The 17,931-nt window shown below is 71.7% G+C and carries 17 protein-coding genes; 8 read left to right on the top strand and 9 right to left on the bottom strand.

The features are described 5' to 3' along the window. The first annotated feature begins 78 nt into the window (after window positions 1–78). Window positions 79–1,917 (top strand): dihydroxy-acid dehydratase, encoded by a 1,839-nt coding sequence (ilvD, locus tag ACIA8R_RS27475; RefSeq protein ID WP_364092334.1) that lies wholly within the window; start codon window positions 79–81, stop codon window positions 1,915–1,917. A gap of 74 nt (window positions 1,918–1,991) precedes the next feature. Further along, window positions 1,992–2,489 (top strand): WYL domain-containing protein, encoded by a 498-nt coding sequence (locus ACIA8R_RS27470; RefSeq protein ID WP_357705209.1) that lies wholly within the window; start codon window positions 1,992–1,994, stop codon window positions 2,487–2,489. 983 nt (window positions 2,490–3,472) lie between these two features. Here the strand turns inward: ACIA8R_RS27470 and ACIA8R_RS27465 are convergent. Genes ACIA8R_RS27465 through ACIA8R_RS27455 form a run of 3 tightly spaced genes read right to left on the bottom strand, consistent with a single transcriptional unit; the run spans window position 3,473 to window position 5,075 of the window. Continuing rightward, entirely contained in the window at window positions 3,473–3,682 is a 210-nt protein-coding gene (locus ACIA8R_RS27465) for a zinc ribbon domain-containing protein (protein WP_397041116.1), read from the bottom strand. A gap of 9 nt (window positions 3,683–3,691) precedes the next feature. Next, a complete protein-coding gene (locus ACIA8R_RS27460; RefSeq protein ID WP_397041115.1) occupies window positions 3,692–4,519 on the bottom strand; it encodes a GNAT family N-acetyltransferase in 828 nt (275 codons plus the stop codon). Between the two features lie 46 nt (window positions 4,520–4,565). Beyond that, the gene (locus ACIA8R_RS27455; RefSeq protein ID WP_352322827.1) at window positions 4,566–5,075 is read right to left on the bottom strand and encodes an HNH endonuclease; all 510 of its coding nucleotides are present in this window, start codon (window positions 5,073–5,075) and stop codon (window positions 4,566–4,568) included. 280 nt (window positions 5,076–5,355) lie between these two features. Between ACIA8R_RS27455 and ACIA8R_RS27450 the strand changes: the two genes are divergently transcribed. The 3 genes from ACIA8R_RS27450 to ACIA8R_RS27440 are packed head-to-tail and all read left to right on the top strand — an operon-like array spanning window position 5,356 to window position 8,571. Then, window positions 5,356–7,413, top strand: a complete 2,058-nt coding sequence (locus tag ACIA8R_RS27450) for a prolyl oligopeptidase family protein (RefSeq protein WP_397041113.1) — start codon at window positions 5,356–5,358, stop codon at window positions 7,411–7,413. A 10-nt stretch (window positions 7,414–7,423) separates the two neighbouring features. Next, window positions 7,424–8,224 (top strand): AraC family transcriptional regulator, encoded by an 801-nt coding sequence (locus ACIA8R_RS27445; RefSeq protein WP_364092326.1) that lies wholly within the window; start codon window positions 7,424–7,426, stop codon window positions 8,222–8,224. Next, the gene (locus ACIA8R_RS27440) at window positions 8,221–8,571 is read left to right on the top strand and encodes a VOC family protein (protein WP_357705199.1); all 351 of its coding nucleotides are present in this window, start codon (window positions 8,221–8,223) and stop codon (window positions 8,569–8,571) included. The genes ACIA8R_RS27445 and ACIA8R_RS27440 overlap by 4 nt, the downstream gene beginning before the upstream one ends. A 14-nt stretch (window positions 8,572–8,585) precedes the next feature. Here ACIA8R_RS27440 and purU read toward each other — a convergent pair whose 3' ends face one another. From purU to ACIA8R_RS27420, 4 genes are read right to left on the bottom strand one after another with little or no spacing between them, the layout of a single operon-like run. Beyond that, a complete protein-coding gene (gene purU / locus ACIA8R_RS27435) occupies window positions 8,586–9,440 on the bottom strand; it encodes a formyltetrahydrofolate deformylase (protein WP_357705197.1) in 855 nt (284 codons plus the stop codon). Beyond that, window positions 9,437–11,821, bottom strand: coding sequence for an FAD-dependent oxidoreductase (locus ACIA8R_RS27430; RefSeq protein WP_397041111.1), 2,385 nt, complete (start codon window positions 11,819–11,821; stop codon window positions 9,437–9,439). The genes purU and ACIA8R_RS27430 overlap by 4 nt, the downstream gene beginning before the upstream one ends. Continuing rightward, window positions 11,818–12,741: a LysR family transcriptional regulator gene (locus tag ACIA8R_RS27425; RefSeq protein WP_364092321.1), complete on the bottom strand. Its 924-nt coding sequence runs from the start codon at window positions 12,739–12,741 to the stop codon at window positions 11,818–11,820. Before ACIA8R_RS27425 ends, ACIA8R_RS27430 begins: the two co-directional genes overlap by 4 nt. A 7-nt stretch (window positions 12,742–12,748) precedes the next feature. After that, window positions 12,749–13,846, bottom strand: coding sequence for a pyridoxal-phosphate-dependent aminotransferase family protein (locus tag ACIA8R_RS27420; protein WP_397041109.1), 1,098 nt, complete (start codon window positions 13,844–13,846; stop codon window positions 12,749–12,751). Between the two features lie 149 nt (window positions 13,847–13,995). Between ACIA8R_RS27420 and ACIA8R_RS27415 the strand changes: the two genes are divergently transcribed. Together ACIA8R_RS27415 and ACIA8R_RS27410 are read left to right on the top strand one after the other, a co-directional pair. Beyond that, window positions 13,996–14,940, top strand: coding sequence for an inorganic phosphate transporter (locus ACIA8R_RS27415; protein WP_397041108.1), 945 nt, complete (start codon window positions 13,996–13,998; stop codon window positions 14,938–14,940). Then, window positions 14,937–15,569, top strand: coding sequence for a DUF47 family protein (locus ACIA8R_RS27410; RefSeq protein ID WP_357705188.1), 633 nt, complete (start codon window positions 14,937–14,939; stop codon window positions 15,567–15,569). Before ACIA8R_RS27415 ends, ACIA8R_RS27410 begins: the two co-directional genes overlap by 4 nt. A gap of 52 nt (window positions 15,570–15,621) precedes the next feature. Here ACIA8R_RS27410 and ACIA8R_RS27405 read toward each other — a convergent pair whose 3' ends face one another. Beyond that, window positions 15,622–16,581 carry an SDR family NAD(P)-dependent oxidoreductase gene (locus ACIA8R_RS27405; RefSeq protein WP_397041106.1) on the bottom strand — a complete coding sequence of 320 codons (960 nt, stop codon included), beginning with the start codon at window positions 16,579–16,581 and terminating at the stop codon, window positions 15,622–15,624. A 65-nt stretch (window positions 16,582–16,646) separates the two neighbouring features. Further along, window positions 16,647–17,528: a TIGR03620 family F420-dependent LLM class oxidoreductase gene (locus tag ACIA8R_RS27400; RefSeq protein ID WP_397041104.1), complete on the bottom strand. Its 882-nt coding sequence runs from the start codon at window positions 17,526–17,528 to the stop codon at window positions 16,647–16,649. Window positions 17,529–17,560: 32 nt separating this feature from the next. Between ACIA8R_RS27400 and ACIA8R_RS27395 the strand changes: the two genes are divergently transcribed. After that, window positions 17,561–17,917 (top strand): ArsR/SmtB family transcription factor, encoded by a 357-nt coding sequence (locus ACIA8R_RS27395; protein WP_397041103.1) that lies wholly within the window; start codon window positions 17,561–17,563, stop codon window positions 17,915–17,917. Window positions 17,918–17,931 lie beyond the last annotated feature (14 nt).

Genomic DNA, 17,931 nt, shown 5'->3' with positions numbered 1-17,931 from the left:
GGTTGATGGACACGTGTCTCAGCCGCCGGGCGGGTGGCCGTAACATGTGAAGACTCGCCTCATGATGGGAGAAGCACAATGCCGGCCCTCAGGTCACGTACGGTCACCCACGGCAGGAACATGGTCGGCGCCCGGGCCCTCCTCCGGGCGACCGGCGTAGCCGGGAGCGACTTCGGCAAACCCATCATCGCGGTGGCCAACAGCTTCACCCAGTTCGTCCCGGGCCACGTGCACCTGCGCGAGGTCGGCGACGTGGTGTCGGCCTCGATCCGCGAGGCCGGGGCGATCCCGCGCGAGTTCAACACGATCGCCGTCGACGACGGCATCGCGATGGGCCACGGCGGCATGCTCTACTCGCTGCCGTCCCGCGAGCTGATCGCCGACGCCGTCGAGTACATGGTCAACGCCCACTGCGCCGACGCGCTGATCTGCGTCTCCAACTGCGACAAGATCACCCCGGGCATGCTGCTGGCCGCCCTCCGGCTGAACATCCCCACGATCTTCGTCTCCGGCGGGCCCATGGAGGCCGGCAAGACGCCCGGCCGCAAGCTCGACCTCGTCGATCCGATGATCGCCGCGGCCGACGACTCGGTGTCCGACGCCGAGCTGCTGGAGATGGAGGAGAACGCCTGCCCGACCTGCGGCTCCTGCTCGGGCATGTTCACCGCCAACTCCATGAACTGCCTGACGGAGGCCATGGGCCTGGCCCTGCCCGGCAACGGCACGATCCTGGCCACCCACAAGAAGCGCAAGCAGCTCTTCGAGGACGCCGGCCGCCAGCTCGTCGAGATCACCCGCCGCTACTACGAGGACGGCGACGAGTCGGTGCTGCCGCGCTCGATCGCCACCCGCGAGGCGTTCGAGAACGCCATGGCGCTCGACGTGGCGATGGGCGGCTCGACCAACACGATCCTGCACATCCTGGCCGCGGCCCGCGAGGCCGAGGTCGACTTCGGCCTCAAGGAGATCAACGAGATCTCGCTGCGGGTGCCGTGCCTGTGCAAGGTCGCCCCGGCCACGAGCAAGTACCACGTCGAGGACGTCCACCGCGCCGGCGGCATCCCGGCCATCCTGGGCGAGCTCGACCGGGCCGGGCTGCTGCACCGCGACGTGCCCACCGTCAACGGGGGCACGCTGGCCGACACGCTGGCCGCCTGGGACGTCAAGTCGCCCTCCGCGCTGCCGGAGGCCACCGACCTGTGGCACGCGGCGCCGGGCAACGTGCGCACGGTGAAGGCGTACTCGCAGGACAACCGCTGGGACTCCCTCGACCTCGACCGGGCCGAGGGCTGCATCCGCGACCGCGCACACGCCTACAGCGCCGACGGCGGCCTGGCCGTGCTCTACGGCAACATCTCGCGCGACGGCGCGGTGGTGAAGACGGCCGGGGTCGACGAGTCGATCTGGAAGTTCAGCGGGCCCGCGGTGGTGTTCGAGTCGCAGGAGCAGGCCGTGGAGGGCATCCTCGGCGGGCAGGTCAAGGAGGGCGACGTGGTGGTCATCCGCTACGAGGGCCCCAAGGGCGGCCCCGGCATGCAGGAGATGCTCTACCCGACCTCGTTCCTCAAGGGCAAGGGCCTGGGCAAGGCGTGCGCGCTGGTCACCGACGGCCGCTTCTCCGGCGGCACGTCCGGGCTGTCGATCGGGCACGCCTCGCCCGAGGCGGCCGAGGGCGGCACGATCGCGCTGGTCGAGGACGGCGACATCATCGACATCGACATCCCCGGCCGGTCGATGGAGCTGCGGGTGCCCGAGGCCGAGCTGGCCGCCCGGCGCGAGCGGCTGCTGGCCGACCTGGGCGGCTACCGGCCGCGCGACCGCAACCGGCCGGTGAGCGTGGCGTTGCAGGCGTACGCGGCGATGACCACGTCCGCCTCGACCGGCGCCTCGCGTGATCTGTCGCAGCTGTCCCGATAGTTAGTGTGCGGTGGGCCCCCGGTCCACCGCACAGATTTTCGAAAATTGTCGGTGGTCGTCCCTATTCTTGGGGTATGACGACAGTCGTGAAGGACGAGACTCGCCCGCTGACGACCGCCGAGATCGCCGCCATCGCCCTCTCCCTCGCTCACCTCGGAGCGGGCCCGCAGGCCGTCGCCGCACGGCGCGGCCTGCAGCACGCGCTCGAACACCTGGAGCTCGACGACGACGTCATCGCGACCACGCTCGCGACCCTGACCGAGCCGCTGCCCGTGGAGGTCGCCTCCCGGGCCAGGCTCGTCGCCGACGCCATCACCAGCCGTCTCATGATCCGACTCCACTACCGCGACGCCTCGGGGGCCGTCACCTCCCGCGACGTCGAGCCGGTGACCTGCCTGGTCCACCGCGAGTACTGGTACCTGGTCGGCGTGTGCAGGATGCGCCAGGCCATCAGGGCGTTCAGGTTCGACCGGATCATCGCGGTCGAACCCACGCTGACCCCGTCGCGGCCGCACCTGGCCGACCGGTTCCTCCCGTTCCAGCGCCGCCGCCGGCGGACCAAGGCGGCGTGAGCCGCGAGCGGACCACGCCGCGTGAGCCGCAAGCGGACCACGCGGCGTAACCTGCCGCAAGCTTGACCCTCGGACCCCCGGGCGTTGGTGCGGGGCGTGACAGGCTCGCGCACATGCGCGTCCGGGGGATCTCGCTCATCGCCGCCCTGCTGCCCGCCCTGCTGCCCGTCGTCGTGTCCGCCTGCTCGGCGGGCCGGCCGCCGGACCCGCTCCCGATCGTGGCGCACCGCAAGGCGGTGTCCATGGGGCGCCTGCTGCCGCCCTCCACGCGGCGGGCGATCGACCGGGCGCTGGACCGTCAGCTGCGGGGCCGTCCGGGGCGGGCGGCGCTGTCGGTGTACGACCGCGCGACGGGCGTGCGGTACTCCTACGCCGAGGGCAGGCCGTTCGTGCTGGCCAGCGTGGCCAAGGTGGACATCCTGCTCGCCCTGCTGCTGCTCAGGCAGAGCGAGCACCGGCGGCTCAGCGCGTACGAACGCGGGCTGGCCTCCCGGATGATCCGCGAGAGCGACGACGAGAGCGCCCACGAGCTGTACATGACCGTCGGCGGCCAGGTCGGGCTCACCCGCATCCTGCGTGCGCTGGAGGTGCACGACACCGTGCCGGGCGCCGGTCTGTCGTGGGGAATGACTCTCAGCGGCCCGTCGGACCAGGTGAGGGTGCTGGAGAAGCTCACCGACCCCGCCGGGCCGGTGTCGGCCGCGAGCCGCCGCTGGGCGCTCGGGCTCATGTCGTCGGTGGACAGGACGCAGGCGTGGGGCGTCAGCGCCGCCGGCGGCGAGGTCGCGCTCAAGAACGGCTGGCTGCCCGTCGGCGCGCACGGCGGCCGGTGGACGGTCAACAGCGCGGGCCGGATCGTGCTGAACGGCCACGAACTGCTTGTCGCCGTGCTGTCGGAACGCAGCCCCGACCTGGAGACGGGCGTGGAGACGGTGGAACGGGCGGCCCGGGTCGTGGTGGAGGTGCTCAGCCGGGCCCGCCGGTCACGAGCAGCAGCCACCGCCGCAGCAGCCACCGCCGCCGCCGGCCGGACGGGGAGCGGCCGCGCCGCCGGTCATGGAGACCGTGGACAGCAGCTTGACCGTGTCGCCGTGACCCTCCGGGCAGGTCGCCGGCTCGTCTGAGGCCGACATGGGACGGGAGACCTCGAACGTGGAGCCGCAGGCGCGGCAGCGGAAGTCGTAACGCGGCATGCCGTAAGCCTAACCCGCTGCGGCGGGTGAGCGGGAGCCGGTGTAGGTCAGGTGCGCATGGTCGGAGACGGGCTCGTAGCCGATCGACCGGTAGATCGCGTTGCTCGTCGGGTTGCCCAGGTCGGTGAAGAGCACGACCTGCTCGCACCGCTCGGCCAGCGCCACCTGGCCGGCGTACGCGGTGACCGCGGCCCCGTAGCCCTTCCTTCGGCACGACGGCGGCGTGTAGACCGGGCCGACGCGGCACACGCCGCCGGCCGCCCGGCCGAGCCCCGCCATCGAGACCGGCGCGCCCCCGGCCTCCCAGACGAACAGCTCGCGCCCGGCCACCCGCCGGGCCACCCGCTCGGCGACGTCGTGCGCCTCGCCGAGCCCGACCTCCTCCCCGAACGCCTGGTACCAGCTCACCATCAGCGGGAAGTCGCCCGCCCCGGCGAGCCGGCCGCGGCCGGGCACGGAGGGGACGGCGGGCACGCCGAGGCGGTAGAGCCGTTCGGACACCGTCCGGTCGGGCTCGCCGAGCAGCCGGACGACCTCGGATGTCACCTCGACCGGCCCTATCACCATGGACAGGTCACCGACGAGCGCCTCGACGAGCGACGCGACGGCCTCGGCGGGCATGCGCGTGAGGCTCAAGGGGGCGGGCGGCGTGCGGAAGGCGGCGGCGCGAACCTGGCCACTGGCGGTCCACCAGGCGAAGAAGGCGTCCTCGGCGGGCCGGCCGGCACGCAGTTCGGCGAGAACGGTCAGCGGAACCGTGTTGCCGACCGGGTCGCCGAGCAGGAACGGCTCGGCGACCGCGGCGAACTCCTCTGGATCAGCGGTGAAGGTCCACATACCCGTCATGGTGACAGGCGGCGGCCTCCGGGTTCAAAAAGTGTGTCTAGGCCGCCGCCTCCAGGTAGGGCGCCCATTGGGGATCGCCGACGAGCGAGGCGCCGATGAGCCGCCAGTGGGCGCCCCTCGGCACCGCCGGGAGGACGCGCAGCGTCCATCCCAGCTCCTCCAGGTACTTGTCGGCCTTGCGGTGGTTGCAGGTCGTGCACGAGGCGACGCAGTTCTCCCACGTGTGGGTGCCGCCGCGCGACCTCGGGATGACGTGGTCGATGGTCTCGGCCCGCTGCCCGCAGTAGGCGCAGCGGTAGTCGTCGCGCCTCATGAGGGCCGCCCTGGTCAGCGGGATTCGGGACCGGTAGGGGATGCGGACGTATCTGCGGAGCCTGATCACCGAAGGCACATCGAGGGTGCAACTCGCCGAGCGGAGCTGGGCGCCCCGCCCGTCGCGGTGCACGACGTCGGCCTTCTCCCGCAGCACCAGGACGATGGCCCGGTGGAGCGAGAGCGTGGTGAGCGGCTCATAGGTGGCGTTGAGCAGCAGGACCTGGCGCGTCATCGGGCCTCTCCCTGCCGCGCGCGTATCAAAGGGGACATGCCGTGGCATGTCCCGCCTGTCGGCCCCTCCTGGGGCACTGGTGCTTCCGTCACATGGACCTCCGCCGGACGGTCCAGCGGATGGTCACCACGGCACCGTCCTGTCACCAAGTCTGGCGTTAGCCGTAGCGTCCCCGCCACCCCATAATCTTCAAGCCGGAATGACCAGAGGGACACACGTTACGTTTTATGCCCGCTTCACCAGCGCTTTACGCCCCCACCTTGGCAGTAGGGTTCCTGGCATGACGCGAGAGCCTTATCCGACGGCACGCCGCGAAGACGTCGTCGACATCCTGCACGAAACGCCCGTCCCCGACCCGTACCGGTGGCTGGAGGACCCTGACAGCCCGGACACCAAGGAATGGCTGCTCGCGCAGGCCGAGCTGTTCAACGCCACGCGTGGCGAGCAGCGGTTCAAGGACCGCATCGCCGAGCTGCTGCGGTCCGGCTCGGTGGGCCCGCCGGCCTGGCGCGGGGAGCGCCGGTTCTTCTCCCGCCGCACGCCGGACCAGGAGCACGCGGTCTACTACGTCGTCGAGGCCGACGGCACCGAGCGGGCGCTGATCGACCCGATGGAGATCGACCCGTCCGGTCTCACCACGCTCGACGCCGTGCAGCCCGACAAGGAAGGGCGGCTGCTGGCGTACCAGATCTCGGTGGGCGGCGACGAGGAGTCGATCCTCTACATCATGGACGTCGCGACCGGGATGCGCGTCGAGGGCCCGATCGACCGCTGCCGCTACTCCCCCATCGCCTGGCTGCCGGGCGGCGAGGCGTTCTACTACGTGCGCAGGCTGCCGCGCACCGAGGTGCCGGAGAACGAGGCGCAGTTCCACCGCCGCGTCTACCTCCACCGCGTCGGCACCTCGACCGAGGACGACGTGCTGATCTTCGGCCAGGGGCTGAAGATGACCAATTACTACGGCGTCTCGGTCTCGCGTGACGGCCACTGGCTCCAGGTCTCGGCGCACGAGGGCACCGCGCCGCGCAACGACCTGTGGGTGGCCGACCTGACCGCCTCGCCCGCCGACTCCCCCGACCTGAAGGTCGTGCAGGAGGGCGTCGACGCGCAGACCGCCCTGGTGTTCGGCCGCGACGGCAGGCTCTACGTGCACACCGACCGGGACGCCTCCCGCGGCCGGGTGTGCGTGACCGACCCGGCCGACCCGGGCTACGAGACCTGGCGCGACCTGATCCCCGAGGACCCCGAGGCGGTGCTGTCCGACTTCGCCATCCTCGACGACCTGGAGCGCCCGGTCATGCTGGTGGGCTGGACCCGCCACGCGATCAGCGAGATCACCGTCCACGACCTGGCCACCGGCGAGCGCGTGGGCTCGGTGCCGACGCCGGGCCTGGGCACGATCGGCGGCATCTCCGAGCGTCCCGAGGGCGGCTTCGAGGCGTGGTTCGGCTACACCGACAACACCACGCCGCCGACGATCCAGCGCTACGACGCCCGCACGGGCGAGACCACGCTGTGGGCCGCCTCGCCGGGCGCGGTCGAGGTGCCGCCGGTGCGCACGTCGCAGGAGGTGTACCGGTCCAAGGACGGCACCGAGGTCCGGATGTTGATCATCTCCCCGGCCGACGAGCGTCCCGGCCCCCGCCCGACGATCCTGTACGGCTACGGCGGCTTCGGCCTGTCCATGACCCCCGGCTACTCGGCCTCGATCCTGGCCTGGGTCGAGGCGGGCGGCGTCTACGCCATCGCCAATCTGCGCGGCGGCGGCGAGGAGGGCGAGGACTGGCACCGCGCGGGCATGCTGGCCAACAAGCAGAACGTCTTCGACGACTTCCACGCGGCGGCCGAGCACCTCATCGAGACCGGCGTCACCACCCGCGAGCAGCTCGGCATCTCCGGCGGCTCCAACGGCGGCCTGCTGGTCGGCGCCGCGCTGACGCAGCGCCCCGACCTGTACGCGGCCGTCGTCTGCTCGGCGCCGCTGCTCGACATGATCAGGTACGAGAGGTTCGGCCTCGGCGCGACCTGGAACGTCGAGTACGGCAGCGCCGACGACCCCGAGCAGTTCGGCTGGTTGCGGGGCTATTCGCCCTACCACCGGGTCGAGGAGTCGGTGGCCTACCCGGCGACGCTGTTCACCGTCTTCCAGTCCGACACGCGGGTGCACCCGCTGCACGCCTGGAAGATGTGCGCGGCGTTGCAGCACGCCTCGACCGCCGGGCGGCCGGTGCTGCTGCGCAACGAGACCGAGGTGGGCCACGGCGCCCGCTCGGTGAGCCGTACGGTCGATCTGTCGGCCGACACGCTGACCTTCCTCGCCGAGCACACCGGTCTGTAGTGTCGGCGGCATGAGCACGCCGGGGCCGGCCATCGTCGAGGCCGCCCCCGGCGCTGCGCTGCGGCCGTACGTCACCCGGTTGTGCGCCTACAGCGAGCACTACCCCGCGCCGCTGACGCGGGCCGAGGCCGCCATGCCGGGGGCGGTGCTCATCCTGGGCGTCGGCGCGCCGATGGAGGCGTACGGGGAGCGGGTCAGGGCGTTCGCGGGCGGGCTCGCCGACCGGTTCGCGCTCACCCGGGTCACCGGGCCGTGCGAGGGCGTGCAGGTGGTGCTCACGCCGTTCGGGGCGCGGCGGCTGCACGGGCTGCCGATGCGGCACCTGACCAACCGGGTGGTCCCGGTGGAGGCCGTGCTCGGGCGGTGGGCCGGGGAGCTGCTCGACCGGCTGGCCGCGACGCCGTCGTGGCGGGAGCGGCTGGCCCTGACCGACCGGCTGCTGACCGAACGCATCCTCGCCGGGCCCGAGGTGGGCCCCGAGCTGCCGTGGGCGTGGGCGCGGCTGCTGGAGTCGGGCGGGCGGCTCGGGGTGTCGTCGCTGGCGGCGTCGCTGGGCTGGAGTCACCGTCATCTGGTGGCCCGCTTCCACGACCAGGTCGGGCTGGCCCCGAAGGCGGCGGCCCGGGTGATCAGGTTCGGCCGGGCCGCGCGGCTGCTGCGCTCCGGCGAGCCGATCGCCGCGGTCGCGGCCGAGTGTGGCTTCTACGACCAGGCCCATCTCAACCGGGAGTTCCGGGCGCTCGGCGGCACCACGCCCGGTCAGATTCGTCCAAGACCCGCCGGCGGCCCGCCGTGGACACTGGAGCCATGAAACGCACTGTCTACGCACTGGCCCGCTACGAGGACCCGCAGGCGGCGCTCGACTTCCTGACCGGGGCGTTCGGGTTCCGGGTGCACGAGTCGTCGAAGGACGCGTCCGGAGCCGTCGAGCACGCCGAGCTGTTCGTCGAGGACGACCTGATCATGATCGGCCGGGGGAAGCCGGGCGGGCCCGGCGTCTACATCGCGGTCGACGACGTCGACGCCCACCACGATCACGCCAGGGCCGCGGGGGCCGTGATCACCATGGAACTCGTCGACCAGCCGTACGGCTCGCGCGAGTACGCCTGCAAGGACCCCGAGGGCAACTCCTGGTTCTTCGGGACCTATCGCCCGTAACCCATCGGAAGAGGTCAGCGGGGGAAGACGACGGTCTTGTGGCCGTCGAGCAGGACGCGCTGCTCGGCGTGCCACCGGACCGCGCGGGCCAGCGCCACGCACTCCACGTCGCGGCCGATGCGCACGAGGTCTTCGGGCGAGTGGCTGTGGTTGACCCGGGCGACCTCCTGCTCGATGATCGGCCCCTCGTCGAGGTCGGAGGTCACGTAGTGGGCCGTCGCGCCGATGAGCTTGACGCCGCGGTTGTGGGCCTGGTGGTAGGGCTTGGCGCCCTTGAACGACGGCAGGAACGAGTGGTGGATGTTGATCGCCCGCCCGGCCAGCTTCTCGCACAGGTCCTCCGACAGCACCTGCATGTAGCGGGCCAGCACCACCAGGTCGACCTGGTAGTGCTCGACCAGCGCCAGCACCTCGGCCTCCTGCCTGGGCTTGGTCTCGGGGGTGATCGGCAGGTGGTGGTAGTCGATGCCGTACGACTGGGTGAGCGGGCGCAGGTCGGGGTGGTTGGAGGCGACCGCGACGATCTCGATGTCCAGCGTCTTCGACCTGACCCGGTAGAGCAGGTCGTTGAGGCAGTGGTCGAACCGGCTGACCATGATCAGCACGCGCGGCTTCCTGGCCACGTCGCGCAGCTTGAACTCCATGGCGAAGTCGGGGGCGAGGGCGGCGAAGGCGGCGCCCAGCTCGTCCTCGCCGAGGGGGGCGGAGAACTGCACGCGCATGAAGAAGCGCTGGGCGACCCGGTCGCCGAACTGCTGGCTCTCGATGATGTTGCACCCGTGCCCGGCCAGGAGGCCGGAGACGGCGGCCACCACGCCGGGGCGGTCGGGGCAGGACAGGGTCAGGATGTACTCGGCGTGGCTGCTCATGACTTCACTCTCGCGGACGTGGGATCGTAGGGCGCCTTGAGGCTGATCTGGGCAGAGTACAGGTCGCCGGCCACCTCGACCTCCACCTTCTCCAGCGTGACGCCGCCTTCCGGCGAGACCTCGGTGACGAAGCCCAGTGCCACGGACCTGCCGAGCGTGGGGCTGTGGGCCGCCGAGGTGACGTAGCCCACCGGGACGCCGTCGGACAGCAGGGACTCGCCGCCCCACAGGTGTGCGGCGGGGTCGTCCAGCACGATCGAGACTACCCTGCGCGACGGCGACCCCAGGGCGTGCCGCGCTCCCCGGTAGCCGCTCTTCTTGCAGGTGAAACGCAGTCCGGCGGCGGCGGGGGTGATCTCCGGGCCCAGCTCGCGGCCCCAGGCGCGGTAGCCCTTCTCGATGCGCATGGCCTCGATGGCGTAGTAACCGGCCTGGGTCAGCTCGCCGGTGCCCATGAGCGTCTCGTGGACGGTGACGGCGAACTCGGCGGGCACGTACAGCTCCCAGCCCAGCTCGCCCACGTACGTGACGCGGGTGGCGCGCACGGTGGCGTGACCGAGGTCGACCAGCCGGGACGTGCCGAATTCGAAGGCCGAGAAGTCCGACTTCGACACCGACTGCAGGATCCTCCTGGACGACGGGCCCATCACGCCGAAGACGGCGTACGCGCCGGTGACGTCCACCAGGACCGCCCGCCGGTCGCCGAGGCCCTTGGAAATGTGGTCGAAGTCCCTCGTGGTCTGGGCCGAGCCGGTCACGACCAGGTACTCGTCGCGGGCCACGCGGGTCACCGTCAGGTCCGACTCGTAGCCGCCCCGGTCGTTGAGCAGGCCGGTGTAGACGACCCGGCCGAGCTCGACGTCCACGTCGGCGGTGCAGAGCCACTGCAGCGCCTCCATGGCCTCGGGGCCCTTGAGGACGAACTTGGAGAAGGACGTCTGGTCGAACAGCGCCGCCGCGTTCCGGCACGCCGCCACTTCGGCGTCCACGTACGGCTGCCATCCCGGCCGCCCGAACGTGGACGGCGTGGCGGGCCCGAAGTAGTTGACCCGCTCCCAGCCCATCTTCGACCCGAAGCGCGCCCCGGCCTCGGCCAGCAGGTGGTGGACCGGCGAGCGGCGCAGCGGCCGGGCCGTCTCCAGCTCCTTGTCCGGCCAGGACATCGCGTAGTGCAGCCCCAGCGTCTCGGTGACCCGGTCGCGCAGCCAGGTGTCGTTGCCGGCCCAGCGGGCGAAGCGCCGGATGTCGGCGGGCCACAGGTCGCCGGTCGGCTCGCCGTTCACGATCCACTCGGCCAGCGCGCGGCCGGCGCCGCCCGCCGAGGCGATGCCGGCCGAGTTGAACCCGGCGCCGACGAACAGGCCGCGCACCTCGGGCGTCTCGCCCAGCAGGAACATGTTGTCGGGCGTGAAGCTCTCCGGCCCGTTGTAGAACATCCTGACCCCGGTGCTCTCCAACGCCGGGACGCGCTGGATCGCGTTCTCCATGATGATCGCGAACTGGTCCCAGTCCTCCTCCAGGAGCTGGAACTCGAAGGGGTGGGGGATGCCGTCCATGCCCCACGGTTTGGCGTCCGGCTCGAAGCCGCCCACGACCAGGCCGCCGACCTCCTCCTTGAGGTAGGCGTACCCGTCGGGGTCGCGCAGCACGGGCAGGTCGGGGCGTACGCCGGGGATCGGCTCGGTCACCACGTAGTAGTGCTCGGCCGAGTGCAGCGGGACGGTCGCGCCGGCCATCCGGCCGAGTTCCTTGGCCCACTGGCCGGCGCAGTTGACCAGCACCTCGGTCTCGATGTGGCCCTCGGTGGTGTCCACGCCGCGCACGACGCCGTCCCGTACGGTGACGCCGGTGACGCGGACGCGTTCCATCACCAGCACGCCGCGCCGCTGGGCGCCCCGGGCGAGCGCCTGGGTGAGGTCGGAGGGGTTGGCCTTGCCGTCGCCGGGCAGCCAGACGCCGCCCACCAGGTCGTCGGTGCGCATGACCGGCCACAGCTCGCCGGCCTCGCGCGGGGTGATGACCTCGGCCTGGATGCCGTAGTTGCGGGCGGCGGACGCGGTGCGCCTGAGCTGGGTCATGCGCTCGGGGGTGCGGGCCACGCTGACGCTGCCGCACTGCTTCCAGCCGGTGCCGAAGCCGGTCTCGGCCTCCAGGCGGGCGTACAGGTCGGTGCTGTACTTGATCAACTTGGTCATGCTCTCGGTGCTGCGCAGCTGGCCGACGAGCCCGGCGGCGTGCCAGGTGGTGCCGCAGGAGAGTTGCCCCTGTTCGAGCAGCACGACGTCGGTCCAGCCCAGCTCGGCCAGGTGGTAGGCCACGCTGCAACCGGCGATGCCGCCACCGATGATCACGACCTGTGCCCGGGAGGGCAGGGATGTCACGAGATGCTCCTCAAGCGGTTGATCCCCGGCCAGCTGCGGACGTTGCGCAACATGGCGATGAACGCCTGTTCGGCGGGCCCCAGCAGCCGGTCGCGGCGGTGGGCCAGCACGATGGGGCGGGGCTTGGGCGCGGGCAGCACTTCGAGGGCCGCCAGCCGCCCGTCGGCGAGCTCCTGCTCGACGCAGTGCTCGGACACCAGCGAGACGCCGAGCCCGGCGGCGACCGCCTGTTTGATCGTCTCGGGGCCCCAGATCTCGCTGCGGCCGGCCTCTTCGAGCCCCCACGTCTCCAGCGCCTGTTCCTGCAGCTCGCGGGTGGAGGAGCCGGGCTCGCGGATGAGGAAGAACTCGCCGGTCAGGTCGGCGGGCTCGGCGCGGCCCCTGCTGGCCAGCCGGTGGCCCGGCTGGGTGATGACGACGAGCCGGTCCTCCAGGATGGGCTCGCTGACGAGCTGCGCCGCGCCGGGCTCGCCGGCCAGCACCGCGACGCCGATCTCGCCGTCCACGAGCCCGCGTTCGACCCGCTGGCCGTTGCCGACCTGGATGCCGATCTCGATGCCCGGGTGACGGTCGCGGAAGGCGGCCAGCAACGGCGGCAGGAGGTACGTGCCGACGGTGGTGGTGCCTCCCGCGACCAGCTTGCCGGTCTGCAGCCCGGAGACCTGCCGGATCGCGGCCACGGCCTCGTCGGCCAGCAGGAACACGCGCCTGGCGTACTCCAGCATCACCTCGCCCTCGGGGGTGAGCCTGATGCGGGCGCCGCTGCGGTCGATCAGCGTGGCGCGCAGCGACTGCTCAAGCTGCCTGACCTGGTGTGACACGGACGGTTGGCTGAGGTAGAGCTTCTGCGCCGCGGCCGAGAAGCCGCCGCACTCCACGACCGTCATGAAGATCCAGAGCCGGTGCAGGTTGAGCTGCATGTCGTCGTTAACCCCTAGCTGCCTCGATCGACTCTCGGAGCGCGTCCTCGAGCTGTTCCAGCCGGTGCCAGGGGATCTCGCCCATCGTGCAGATCCTGAAGAAGTCCGCCGAAAGTTGCCCCTGACCGGCGTAGATAACGTAACCGCGCTTTTTGAGCTCATCGTGAAGCGCCGCATAAGTTACGTTTTCGGGGAGATGAAGCATTGTTACGGTGTTTGACCTGAATTGTTCATCAACGAGGATTTCCAGGCCCAGACGGGTGAACTGGCCGCGGACCAGGTCGGCCCGCTCGCGGTACAGCCGGGTGCGCGCCGCGAACCCGCCCGCCTCCTCGTACTCCTTGATCGCCTCGTCGAGGGAGTAGCAGACCTGGACGGCCGGGGTGAACGGCACGTCGCCCTTGCGCTGGCCGGCCAGGTAGCTGGCGGCGTTGAGGTACAGGCTGCGCGCGGGCGCCTCCTGGATCCGCTCGATCGCCGCCTCGCTGCACAGGATGAACGACATGCCGGGCAGCCCGTGCAGGCCCTTGTTGGCGGTGCCGCAGACGACGTCGGCCTTGACCTCGGCCAGGTCCTGGTCCTCGATCGCGGTGCCGCTGATCGCGTCGATCACGAACAGGGCGCCGTGCTCGGCCACGACCTCGCCGATCTCATTGATCGGGTTGATCAGGCCGGTCGTGGTCTCGTGGTGCACGCAGACCACGGCGTCCACGTCGTCGCGCCCGGCCAGCGCCGCCCGGACGGCCTCGGGGTCGGCCGGGACCGTCCAGTCGCTCCTGACCTCGTGGAACGGGATGCCGTGCGCCTTCGCGATCTTGATCATCCGGTCGCCGTAGACGCCGTTGTTCACGACGAGCACGCCACGTCCCGCGCGGACGGAGCTGATGACCGCCATCTCCATGGCCGCGGTTCCCGACCCGGTGACCAGCAGCGCCTCGTGCGTGCCGCCGAGGTTCAGGCACCGGGGCAGGGCCTCACGGATCCTGAACAGCAACTCCGTGAACTCGGGCTCGCGGTGGCAGAGGTCGCCGCGAAGCAGGGCGTCCTTGACCCGCTTCGACGTACATGCGGGCCCGGGATTCAACAGAATGAGTTCTTCGTCCATCAATCCACTCGATCTTGGGTAGTTATCGGGCATTACGGACGCTATCCGGGGTGGCGCCGCATGGGACAGCCGCCTTTCCCCTATGGGGGCCATAAGGGAAACGGGCTTGTCCGTGCTGAACAGCGCCGACTGGGATGGAGCACGTGCCGTTGGAGACCGTCGTACTGATCGGGGTCGCGGGGCTGTTCGCCGTCGTGTCCGGGATCAACGACGGCGGGGCGCTGCTGGCGACCGGGCTCAAGCTGCCGGTGATCCGGCCGGCCGTCGGCATCCTCACGCTGGTGCTGCTCGTCACGGTGATCCCGTTGATCACGCACCGGGTGGCGCTGACGTTCGTGAACCGGCTGGCGGCCTTCCACGCCCCCGGCGGTCAGGCCGCGATGACCGTCGCCGTGCTCTGCTCGCTGGCCGTGGTGTTCACGCTCAGCGCCAGAGGGCGGCCGACCAGCCTCACGCTGGCCGTGGTGGGCGGGCTCACCGGGGCGGGGCTGGGGTGGGGGCTGCCGGTGTCGGGCGGCTCGGTGGCGCTCGTGCTGGCCTTCGGGCTGGCCGCGCCGTTCGCGGGGGCGCTGCTGTCGTGGCTGCTCATCCGGCTGCTCGTACGGGTGACCGACGCGCCCGGCCTGGCCCGCTGGCACTGGGCCGGGTTCCTGCTCCAGACGCTCGCCTACGCGGCCAACGACGGGCAGAAGATGCTGGCCGTCTTCATGATCGCGCTCGGCTTCCAGGGCGCGCCCCTGGCCTGCACCTCGCTGGTGGCGATGTTGTTCGGGCTCGGCGCGCTGTACGGGCTGCCCAGGGCGGGCCGCACGCTGAGCCGCGAGATCATCGTCTCCCGTCCCGCGCACGGCGTCGCCGCCGAACTGGCCGCGGGCACCGCGGTGATCGCCTGCGCCGCCGTGGGTATGCCCGTGAGCATGACCCAGGCCGTGGCCGGCGGGCTGGTCGGCGCGGGGGTCGCGCAGGGCGGCGGCCGGGTCCGCTGGTACGCCGCCGTCAAGATCGTCGTGGCCTGGCTGCTGACGCTCCCGCTGAGCGGGCTCTTGGCCGCGACCGCGGCGTTCGTCCTGAAGGGGCTGAGGGGGACGTGGTGAAGCGATGGCGCCGGATCCGGGACCTCATGACCGGCCGCATGGACGGCGCGCTCAGCGGGGCCCTGCTCGGCCAGCTCAAGGCCACCAAGCAGGGCGCCTGGCTGGCGATGGCCATGATCGGCGGCGAGGTCGGCAGGACCGGCGCGCACGAGCAGATGCGCGCCATCGAGCACCTCGGCGACGAGGAGCGCGCCCGCCTGGTCGAGGAGCTCAAGACGGCGCTGGTCACGCCCATCGACCCCGAGGACCTGTTCCGCCTGTCACGCTCGATCGACGACGTGCTGGACTCGCTGCGGGACTTCGTACGCGAGTCGCACCTGTACCGGGTGCCCGACCAGATCCGCTTCACGCCGCTGCTCGACCAGGTCATCGTGGGCATCGACGCCCTGGAGAGCGCCGTACGCGGCCTGGCCTCGCGGCCCTCGGCGGTGGTGCAGGACGCCCTGGAGGCCAAGAAGGCCGGCGGCGCGATCCGGCGCATGTACCAGTACGAGATCTCCCGGATCTTCTCGGCCGAGGTCACCTCGGACGCCCTCAAGCAGCGCGAACTGGTACGCCGCCTGGAGATCGTGGGCATGGCCATCGGCGACGCCGCGGACGCCATCGCCGACGGCGCCATGAAACGCTGACCGTCAGCCCGGTGAGACCCCGCCTCTCAGTACCGCGCGACGCCGCCGCCCCTCAGGACCGCGCGGCGAAGGCGTCGACGCCGGTCAGCTCGGCCGACAGCCGCCACAGGCGCGCGGCCTGGTCGGGGTCGGTCGCGTAGGAGTGGACGCCGCCCCCGGCTGCGCCGGCCTGCTCGGCGATCTCGCAGTCTTCGCAGTAGACGCCGCCCATGTCGTCGAGCTGCGGCGAGGTGGCCGCCCACACCTGGGTGGCCGCGCCCTGCTCCGGCGTCTTGAAGCTGGTGTTGAGCTGGTTGCCCTGCTCGTCGATCCAGCCGGCCTCGACCATCTCCTGCCTGGTCAGGTGGCGCTGGAGCGGGGTGAGGATGCCGCCGGGATGCACCGCGAACGCGCGCACCCCCGCGTCCTTGGCCAGGGCGTCGAGGTGCACGGCGAACAGCACGTTGGCCGTCTTCGCCTGGCCGTACGCCTGCCACTTGTCGTAGCCATGCTCGAACATCACGTCGTCCCAGCGCATGCCGGAGCGCCGGTGGCCGGCGGAGGAGACGGCCACGACCCGGCCGCCGCCCCGCTCGACGGCCGGCCACAGGCGGTTGACCAGGGCGTAGTGGCCGAGGTGGTTGGTGGCGAACTGGGCCTCCCAGCCGGGGCCGACCCGCGTCTCGGGGCAGGCCATGATGCCCGCGTTGTTGATCACGAGGTGCAGGTCGCGGCCGGTCGCCAGGAACCCGTCGGCGAAGCGGCGCACGCTGTCGAGGTCGCCGAGGTCGAGCTCGCCCACCTCGACGCGGTCGATGCCGGCCAGGGCCTCCTCGGCCGCACCGGGACGCCGGGCCGGGACGATGACATGGGCCCCGGCCCTGCTGAGCGCGCGCGTGGTCTGCAGGCCCAGGCCGGAGTAGCCGCCGGTGACCAGCGCGATCCTGCCGGTGAGGTCGATGCCCTGGAGCACCTCGTCCGCCGTGCTTCTGGCGCCGAAACCCGAACCGATCTTGTGCTGAGGCGTTGTCATGGGACCGACGTTACGAATTGAAGTGCGCTCTAAGTCAAACCGACCCGCCGGGGCCCGCCCCTCGATCAGAGGCCGAGGGCCGGCGCCAGGCGCTGGAGCTGCTTCAGGGCGTCATCGAGGTCGGGGGCGCCCGGCGAGAGCGGCTGGACGGCCACGTGGTCGGCCCCCGCGTCGAGGTGGGCCCGCAGCCGCGCGGCGACCCGCTCCTCGTCGCCCCAGGCCACGATGGCGTCGGCCAGCCGGTCGCTGCCGCCGCCCGCGAAGTCGTCGTCGGTGAAGCCGAGGGCGCGCAGGTTGCCCAGGTAGTTGGGCAGGGTCAGGTAGTAGGCCAGATGGGCGCGGGCGATCTCGCGGGCCCTGACCGGGTCGGCCTCCAGCACCACGGCCTGCTCGGGCACCAGCAACCGGTCGGCGCCGAGGACGCGGCGGGCCTGCTCGGTGTGCTCGGGCGGCACGAAGTAGGTGTGGGCGCCGTCGGCCCGGTCTCGGGACAGCTTCAGCATCCGGGGACGCAGCGCCGCCAGCAGCCGGGGGGCGCGCGCCTCGGGCAGGCCCTCCTCGGCGGCGTCCATGCCGTCGAGGTAGGCGCGCATCGCGCTCAGTGGCTTGTCGTAGGCGTGGCCGCGGCTGCCGACCAGCGGGCCGTGGCTGACCCCGATGCCCAGCAGGAAGCGGCCCGGGAAGGCGTCGGCCAGCGTCTTCGTGCCCGCCGTCATGCCCGTCGCGTCGCGGCCCCAGATGCTGGCGACGCCGGTCGCGACCGCGACGCGGGTGGTGGCGGCCAGCAGGACGGCCGCCGTGGTGAGCGGCTCCTTGCTCTGCCGGCCCTCGTTGATCCACACGGAGCCGTAGCCCAGCCGCTCGATCTCGGCCGCCGCCCGCCGCGCCTGCTCGGCGGGGGCCTTGCCGATCAGCGGGTGCCACACTCCGAAGTGCCCGGTCTCCATGACCGCTCCCTCGACTAAGATGTTCGATCGAGATGGAACACTACACCAATGTTCGACCGGCATCGAACAGGACGCGCGGCCTGACCCACGCCTCTCCCGCCGAGGTGTCGTTGCAGGCCGCCCTCGACGCGCTCGGCGACCCGGTCCGCCGCCGCATCGTCCGCGAGCTGGCCGGTGAGCCCGACTGGGCCCGCGCCTGCGGCACGTTCGCCCACCTGCGGGTGGCCAAGTCCACGCTCAGCCACCACTTCGGGGTGCTGCGCCAGGTCGGCCTGCTGGAGCAGCGCGACGAGGGCACCCGCCGGCTCAACCGGCTGCGCCGCGAGGAGTTCGACGAACGTTTCCCCGGCCTGCTCACCCTCGTGGTCGAGGAACCCGAGGGCGCCTAGGGCATGCGGCGGCC

Origin of the sequence: Nonomuraea sp. NPDC051191 (genome assembly GCF_044455665.1) — a bacterium.
In the GTDB taxonomy this organism is placed as follows: Bacteria; Actinomycetota; Actinomycetes; order Streptosporangiales; family Streptosporangiaceae; genus Nonomuraea.
This window is presented reverse-complemented; position numbering and strand designations above follow the sequence as displayed.

Coding starts and splice junctions, on each gene's coding strand:
- ilvD (WP_364092334.1), top strand. CDS start 79: ATGCCGGCCCTCAGGTCACGTACGGTCACCCACGGCAGGAACATGGTC.
- ACIA8R_RS27470 (WP_357705209.1), top strand. CDS start 1,992: ATGACGACAGTCGTGAAGGACGAGACTCGCCCGCTGACGACCGCCGAG.
- ACIA8R_RS27465 (WP_397041116.1), bottom strand. CDS start 3,682: ATGCCGCGTTACGACTTCCGCTGCCGCGCCTGCGGCTCCACGTTCGAG.
- ACIA8R_RS27460 (WP_397041115.1), bottom strand. CDS start 4,519: ATGTGGACCTTCACCGCTGATCCAGAGGAGTTCGCCGCGGTCGCCGAG.
- ACIA8R_RS27455 (WP_352322827.1), bottom strand. CDS start 5,075: ATGACGCGCCAGGTCCTGCTGCTCAACGCCACCTATGAGCCGCTCACC.
- ACIA8R_RS27450 (WP_397041113.1), top strand. CDS start 5,356: ATGACGCGAGAGCCTTATCCGACGGCACGCCGCGAAGACGTCGTCGAC.
- ACIA8R_RS27445 (WP_364092326.1), top strand. CDS start 7,424: ATGAGCACGCCGGGGCCGGCCATCGTCGAGGCCGCCCCCGGCGCTGCG.
- ACIA8R_RS27440 (WP_357705199.1), top strand. CDS start 8,221: ATGAAACGCACTGTCTACGCACTGGCCCGCTACGAGGACCCGCAGGCG.
- purU (WP_357705197.1), bottom strand. CDS start 9,440: ATGAGCAGCCACGCCGAGTACATCCTGACCCTGTCCTGCCCCGACCGC.
- ACIA8R_RS27425 (WP_364092321.1), bottom strand. CDS start 12,741: ATGCAGCTCAACCTGCACCGGCTCTGGATCTTCATGACGGTCGTGGAG.
- ACIA8R_RS27420 (WP_397041109.1), bottom strand. CDS start 13,846: ATGGACGAAGAACTCATTCTGTTGAATCCCGGGCCCGCATGTACGTCG.
- ACIA8R_RS27405 (WP_397041106.1), bottom strand. CDS start 16,581: ATGACAACGCCTCAGCACAAGATCGGTTCGGGTTTCGGCGCCAGAAGC.
- ACIA8R_RS27400 (WP_397041104.1), bottom strand. CDS start 17,528: ATGGAGACCGGGCACTTCGGAGTGTGGCACCCGCTGATCGGCAAGGCC.
- ACIA8R_RS27395 (WP_397041103.1), top strand. CDS start 17,561: ATGGAACACTACACCAATGTTCGACCGGCATCGAACAGGACGCGCGGC.